At 57.8% G+C, this 6766-nt stretch carries 6 protein-coding genes and 1 pseudogene; 4 read left to right on the top strand and 3 right to left on the bottom strand.

The annotated features are described in order from the left end of the window. Positions 1–333, bottom strand: a pseudogene (locus tag NKH02_RS33760) (transposase); the annotation flags it as partial. A gap of 529 nt (positions 334–862) precedes the next feature. Between NKH02_RS33760 and NKH02_RS33765 the strand changes: the two are divergent. Together NKH02_RS33765 and NKH02_RS33770 are read left to right on the top strand one after the other, a co-directional pair. Beyond that, positions 863–1732, top strand: coding sequence for an AbiJ-related protein (locus tag NKH02_RS33765; protein ID WP_280813643.1), 870 nt, complete (start codon positions 863–865; stop codon positions 1730–1732). 241 nt (positions 1733–1973) lie between these two features. Then, complete coding sequence (locus NKH02_RS33770) at positions 1974–2450, top strand: hypothetical protein (protein ID WP_023736264.1); 477 nt, start codon at positions 1974–1976, stop codon at positions 2448–2450. Between the two features lie 42 nt (positions 2451–2492). Here the strand turns inward: NKH02_RS33770 and NKH02_RS34660 are convergent, their stop codons facing one another. Further along, positions 2493–2993 carry a Shedu anti-phage system protein SduA domain-containing protein gene (locus tag NKH02_RS34660; protein WP_156933225.1) on the bottom strand — a complete coding sequence of 167 codons (501 nt, stop codon included), beginning with the start codon at positions 2991–2993 and terminating at the stop codon, positions 2493–2495. A 27-nt stretch (positions 2994–3020) separates the two neighbouring features. Continuing rightward, positions 3021–3704 carry a hypothetical protein gene (locus NKH02_RS33785; protein WP_050591525.1) on the bottom strand — a complete coding sequence of 228 codons (684 nt, stop codon included), beginning with the start codon at positions 3702–3704 and terminating at the stop codon, positions 3021–3023. A gap of 251 nt (positions 3705–3955) precedes the next feature. Between NKH02_RS33785 and NKH02_RS33790 the strand changes: the two genes are divergently transcribed. Both NKH02_RS33790 and NKH02_RS33795 read left to right on the top strand, forming a co-directional pair. After that, the gene (locus NKH02_RS33790) at positions 3956–4549 is read left to right on the top strand and encodes a GIY-YIG nuclease family protein (RefSeq protein ID WP_023736263.1); all 594 of its coding nucleotides are present in this window, start codon (positions 3956–3958) and stop codon (positions 4547–4549) included. 1656 nt (positions 4550–6205) lie between these two features. Next, positions 6206–6526, top strand: coding sequence for a type 1 periplasmic-binding domain-containing protein (locus tag NKH02_RS33795; RefSeq protein ID WP_352884145.1), 321 nt, complete (start codon positions 6206–6208; stop codon positions 6524–6526). Positions 6527–6766: the final 240 nt, after the last annotated feature.

Below are 6766 nucleotides of genomic sequence, written 5' to 3' on the forward strand. Positions count from 1 at the left end.
GCCGTGTCATCGATGACAAGAAACCCGGCATCATCGCCAACCAGACCATCTGCCTCCTTCAGCAGGGCAGCTTCGAGGGGAGCACTGTCCCAAACGCCGGCAGCGACGAAATGATGAAGCTGATCGTAGCCGACCTCGCCAGCGCGCGCCGCCATCGGCTGAACGCTCTTGCGATCTCCCGGACCAATCAGCCCGGCGATATAGGCCGGACACATCCGCGCCCTCGTCTTGTGCCGTAGCGCCGCGACAAACGGCGCGAGCCAGCGATCCAGATCGGCTTGCCAATCCACGTCCATTGATCGGCCCTCCATAAGCCGACCTCCCATGAATCACGCAAACCCTCTCTTGGGAATCACAAAAACTGCCCGTCGCTAAAAACTGCCAAAGTAGTGCTAGATCGTCATCAGGATGCGTATCGGTCATAAGCGCCGTCCAGTCCCACTTCCGGGCTTCGCGGCGCATCACGTCGACCACAAACCAGCCGGAAGGCGGTCGATCACGTTCGGTGGTTCGCATGGCAGTTTCCTTCTGAACGAAAGATCCATCTCGACGGTCTCTTCACCTGTGGGTGCAATGCATAGGAAGGTCAGAATCTCGCGGGAGGCGTCGGCTATGGCGCTTCAACTTGCCGTTCTTTGAAAGATCGCATCACAAAATGGTGTGGCGGTCTGAGCAACTGCCTCCCCGTTCGAACATCGCGATGATGATCATGCGTCCGCCGCAGCACGGGCACGGAAGCGCAAGCCGTCCGGTTCGGCTGATGGGTCGTTAGTGGCGGGAGGCACGGCCGCGAGCACGGGATCTGCGGTATTGTCGCATTAGATTACCTGGCTCGCGATCGAGACGGTCTCTTCGTCTTGCGTTGCCGTCGGCTCGATCTGAGATCGGGGCCTTCGATTGTTCAAGGGCCAGGTTCGGCGCTTTGCTCGAACAGGCTGTTCACCCCCTTTCCCGATCTGGCGATGAGCAGGCGAAGACGGTCGCTGCCCTGAACAAGGTCCTTTCGCGGGATGGATATGAGCTGGCCCAGGATGGCGAAATCTCCGGTCATCCGCTCTTCAGTTTTCGCTCTGTTGTGCGCGGGGTCGGTGGCAGGCCGAAGAACCTGATCTTTGCCTCGCGGGGACCAAAGCCGGAGATCGGCTTCGCCGATGCGATCAACAACGACATCGTCATACTGTCCGGCGAAGAGAGCTGCCTTGTTTACGACCGGCCGATCGGCGCGAGCGGACTTCTGTGGTCGGAGCTCGTCGCCTGGTGGGGCGAGGTTGCGCCGGGAGCAGATGCCGCAAAACTCGGGGCGCGCCTTCAGGAATCGCTGGCCTCGGACGCGGAACGCAAGCTTTTCGCGACCTACTTCAAGTCCTATCGCTCCGCCCTCGGCGAGGAGTTGCCCGCACTCCTGCCGCAAGTCTATCTTCACTATGACCCTGCAGTGGTGAAGACCCTGCGTCATCGACTGCCTCTGCCGCGTCAGCGCATGGACTTCCTTATGTTACTTCGCAACCGTCAACGCATCGTGATCGAGGTCGATGGCAAGCACCATTTCTCGGAAAACGACCTCCCATCATTGAATGTCTATGCCGACATGGTGTCGGCTGACCGTGAACTGCGCCTTGCAGGATATGAGGTCTACCGGTTCGGCGCGAATGAACTGGTCGGTAGCGGTGCCGAGGCGAGGATCACGGATTTCTTCGAGAAGCTTTTTCGGCTGCACCGCATTCGGCAATGAGGGTGTCGGGTCTCGGGCAAAAGGATGACTTCGCGCGGTTTCACATGGTCCGCGAGCGCGTCAGCGGCAGCGATGCCGCAGCTTGGATCGGCCCTCACGCGGCCATAGGTCGGCGCGACCTCCTCGCGAGGCCAGCGCTCGACGACCGCATCGCGTTCCTGCAAGGCGCAAGGCCAGCCAGGGCGACCTCGCTTGCGGCACAACGAACGCGTACTATAACGGCCGCTCGGGGAAAGATGACATGGACCTTTTGTTCGACGACGCGCAGCTGAAGCGGGTGTGGAATCAAGAAGCCATCCCGGTCATCTTGCGACGCATCGGTAAGGGCGAGAAATTACGGGTGCGGTTGCCCTACGGAGAAGGCAATCGCAAGTGGCTGCGCAATGAACGCCGGCATCGCCCGGAATGGATCGAGGAGCTGCGTTGCTGGGACTTGCCGAAAGCCTGGCTAAATGATTTCGTCGATCGCGCGCTTGTACGCTACCGCAGCGTTTACATTATTCAGCCGTACCGCGAGCAGGAGAAATGTTCCCCTGCTTGCCTCAACGCAACTGGGCACGATTGCGAATGTTCCTGCATGGGCGAGAACCATGGTGCAGGCAATGACGGCAGCTGGTTTGAAGTATCCGAGACATTCGCAACGCGATGGGGTGGGCCTGAGCTGGCGTGTCGGCTTCTAACAGCCAAAAGTTGCGCGTCAGCAGGCGACCACGGGTAGGTCGGATTATGGGTAGTCAAGCGCGGTGAGCGGAGGCCTGAACTACACGCAGCATCCCTGTTGACAATCAACCTTGATCCATCTGCTCTGGACCATGTTCCACGATGAACCTCGCGCGCTCCAACAACTCATCGAACGTGACAATTTCTGGGCGATTGGTGTGGCGCCGGTGAAGCTCGAATGAGCGAAACTTCGGGAGATTCGTCCCACGATCAAATTGAAATTCGGCCAGCGAACCGATGACGAGACAGGATCGCGGCTCGATGTTGATAGCGCTTCACCGGTCGGGTCGCCGTCCGCGGAGCTGGGCGTCAAAAGAGATCCCAGCTGCTCGACGGCACCATGAACCGTTGCCTGCATCTGTGCAACGCCACCGGTAAGCTCGGACGAAGGCTGCCAAGTATCCGGGCGATAGCGCGAAGAAGCCAGAAGCGGCGTGTCGTGCCGCTTGATCTCCACAAAACACAGTGAACCGATAATGCCGCGGGTCTTCATTAATCCATCGACGCGTTTTCCAGCGCCATCAAGCGTGTTACCGCGCACAATCTTTTCCAGTTTCCTCTCGTTAAGCTAAGAAAGAAACTGGTACGACAGGCCGTACCCAAATATCCATGTGTTGGCCTCGAAGAAGCGTTGCCACACGTCTTCCGGTCGGCACCCGAGCCGTTGCCGTTCTGCGGAGAAGAATGCGTTGTCGTTAAGCAGTCGATCGGAGTGAGCGAGCTGCTTTCGGCGATATCCGAGTGCAACCAAATCTCTTGCCACTTCCTCGTTCTGGGCCAGTTCGAGGAAAACGTCGGAATTCTTCTCGAAGATGCGACGTGCTTGCGCCTGGTTAAGCACCAGGTCGCGCACCACATCATCCGATACGTGAACCTTTGACGCGTCGTCGAGCGGTATGGTCTCAAGGCCTGCGGGGAACCCGATCAGCGTGTTGATCTCCGGCCCGACCAGCGTGAAATGCTGCTTATCGTGCGGTCCTGTCCGACTAAGATGTTTCTGAATAGTCAGCGATGAGATCGATCGATCGTCCTCAAAGAACGTGGCCTTTAGCTCGTATCTTCCGGCCGGCGTTCGGCGGAGGACGACTTCGTCCTTTATCGTTCCAAATACGAGGCCGGCCTCTCCTTCTACGATGTGTGTAGCGATACGCAGATGCTGGCCGGGAGCCATTCCAGGAATACGTTTACTAATTATCGTCTTGTCAGTACGGCGTTCAAAAAACCACTTACGCTCATCGTAGTCATAACTCATTCCCCGGCCCGCCAGCGACGTTTCGGGAATACTATCATAAATCGTTGGATCTCGCAGTCAGGATGCAATATCTGCGCACACCCTACACGCTGACCCCTGCAGTCCGGCCTATTGAATGGTGAAGCGCGGCGGCCGGATAGAGGATGGGCATACCCCGCCGATTTTCGGGGCGCACGAAAATTCTACCTTAACGTCTGACATGTGAGTGCGTAAGAGCCGCGTAGCTTGTTTGACATGGGAGGCGATTAGCGATGCCCATTTATTTCATCCTCGAGGAGAATAACGCCGATTGGCGGATGAAGATCGGTCGCGCGACGAACCTTAGAGGTCGTCGAGGTGCCTTACAGACCGGCAACTCGCGCCCGCTAAAGGTAGTGGGGTGGATCGAAGCGGAGAATGAGGCCGAAACGGAAAGGCGGCTCCACGAGAAATATGCAGCGCATAACATTGGCCGGCATGGAGGGAGTAGCGCCAGAGAGTGGTTCTACCTTCAACCCGCCGACATTCTCGAGGATCTGAAACGCGCGGGCATCAAGGGTTTCGTCGAAAAGAATGCAGATGCCTTTGAAGTCGTCGGTCACGATCGTGACGGCTCACCTGAATATCTCGGCGTCTGGGACTGGAGCAACCTCGAGCTTGAAGAGTGCTGCCCGTTTTGTGGCTGCTTGTGCGGCATGCACTTTCAGGACGCATCGCAGATGTTTCACTGTTTAAGCTGCGATGAACTCACCGATTTCTCACAGCCCGATTTTGACAACGAGGAAGACTATATGGCTTGGAAGGAGTACGAAGAGCGCTTGAAAGTAGGGCGTGCAAGTAAGGCGCGACGTAGCAGGTTAGCTTAGACGACGGCGGCTTTTGGGACCATTTGCACAGCGAATGAACGACCGACATCAGGCGCATTTGGGCCGCAAGCGGCCATCCGTTCTCATTGAGTGGTCTTGGGCAGCCGTGGTCTTCACTCGACCCCCTGCATGATGATAAATAACCCAAGAAGGATCTAGACCGAACCGGAAGAGACAAGGTGCAGGTGCGAGGCATTGAGAGAATAGCAGGAACCGAACCAATCCACAGAAATATTTTGTTGGTATTTCTGTTGGTAGTAGATGCGACTAGCCTTCGTATAAGTCTCTGAAAGGAAAACGGGATTTTCTTCACTTGGATTCCGCCTCTGGGCACCAAATATTTCTTAATAAATTCAATTGATTATACGTTGCCGAGCTAGTTAATCCGCCTTTACTATCATTGTCTCCTATGCCTTTATACCGTTTCCATACCGTCGAGAAGTCGATTCAGCCATAGCTACGACGGTCAACAAAGTTGGCTGCATAGCGCCGCGGAGACGTCTTTCGGGCCGTCGGCGAGACGTGGATCGACCCACATGCCTTCCCTCCGTAACGTCCCGAGGCCCCAGCGATTTGCAACCGCCGCAAGCGGAAGTGCCATCCCGGAGGCACGCGGTGACCCTTCCCTAGGCATCGACCTCAGTGGCCTCTCTCAAGGGCCTGAGCTAAATGCCGTGCGCCTATGACGCCATGGGCGGCTGCAACATTCGACGTCATATTTCTCCCCGCTAGCAGGCGGGGGCTGTTGATCCGAGGCACCGCGATCCTGACGCAGCCGACATCGGATCTGAAACACATGGGGTCGGGCCGCCCCCGGTAGTCGGCGCAATGCTTCGACAGTTTGCCAATGTTCCGCGAGATCCTTGCAGCTATCGGCGTCCCAGGAAAGATCTCCTGTCGATCACAGCCGAGGCCCTGCCTGCTCCTCGTCAGGATCATGCCACGGCACAATGAGATAGTTTTAGTCGTCGCCTTCGAGTCCTTCGCCGGGTTCCAGAGGCTGCCACGCGGTCCCAGTCAGCTTGCGCCGGCGAGCCAGCACGATCCTGATCTTGTCCTTGAGGTGCTCCGGAATCGGCCCTGCGATGTCTTCGGCCGCGCCGACGGCGATGCGACCACCGACCTGAGAGGGTGTTTGGAAATTAACCTGTTGCGAGCCGGTTGAGCATGAGACGAGTGGTTGCGATGTTGATCATCGTTTAGGATGTCTGGACACCACACTCATAATCCTTGCTGAGCCGCCGATTGCGTCCGAGCCAAGCAAAGCTGCGCTCCACGATCCAGGTCAAACCGGTGATCTTGAAGGCGCGCTGACGCCGCTTGACGATGTGCAACTGCCAACCTTATTGCTCCGCCAGGGCGCGGGCGAGTTTCTTGCTCTCATGCCCGGCATCGGCGATGACGGTGGTGATCGCCGGAAAGATCGCCTTCAGTCCGGCGGTCAGCAAGACAGCGGCGCGCCGGTCCGAAATATCGGCGCCTCGACGCGATTGGCGATCGGCAGGCCGAGCGTATCGACCAGTATGTGTCGCTTTCGACCCTTACCCACCTGAAGGCGTCAATGCCGCGGGCTCCGCCGACCTCAGTCACCGATTGCCCATCCATGATCACGACGGTTGGGCATTCCGAGCCGCCGGAACGGCTAAGGCGTACCGCATGGTGGCCGAGTTTCTGAAGGCGACTGACGACCTTGTGGGCATTCTGATCGTCGGCGGCGGAATAACCGGCGTCCTCCGTGCGCTAAGGGAGGCAACTCTCGAGAAGCGCTCGGGGATCAAGCTGGTTTGCCGTGATATTGGACCCGAAACCCGAAAGGGACTGTCTGAAGGGTTGATCACTGCAGCTCTCTGTCATCCGCTCGACGCAACCTCGGCCCTTCTTGTCCAAACCATGATTGATGTCATTGGACCACAAGCACCGTTCGCCACCCTTCAGCGGTCAATCCCTTTCGAAATAGTCACGCCGGAAAATATCTGAGGCAAATGTCAGCTAGGGGTCGCCCTTCGGGCGTTCTTCGACCCCATCAGAATGTCTGCTTTCTGCTCCCGCACAAGCCAACCTCAACGTCCGACATGAGGCGCAAAGCGGCCATCGGCGATGGACGTTCGGAGGTGTGAGATCGTCCTCGCCGAGGAGCTGCATCATACCTCGACCACGGGGTCTCGTCCGCGCAATGGCTAGCCCTCTTCCAGCCCTGCGATGCGCAAGCCCTCGAGG

Origin of the sequence: Mesorhizobium sp. M1396 (assembly GCF_040317725.1) — a bacterium.
GTDB lineage: Bacteria > Pseudomonadota > Alphaproteobacteria > Rhizobiales > Rhizobiaceae > Mesorhizobium.

Coding starts and splice junctions, on each gene's coding strand:
- NKH02_RS33770 (WP_023736264.1), top strand. CDS start 1,974: ATGGACCTTTTGTTCGACGACGCGCAGCTGAAGCGGGTGTGGAATCAA.
- NKH02_RS33790 (WP_023736263.1), top strand. CDS start 3,956: ATGCCCATTTATTTCATCCTCGAGGAGAATAACGCCGATTGGCGGATG.
- NKH02_RS33795 (WP_352884145.1), top strand. CDS start 6,206: ATGGTGGCCGAGTTTCTGAAGGCGACTGACGACCTTGTGGGCATTCTG.
- NKH02_RS33785 (WP_050591525.1), bottom strand. CDS start 3,704: ATGAGTTATGACTACGATGAGCGTAAGTGGTTTTTTGAACGCCGTACT.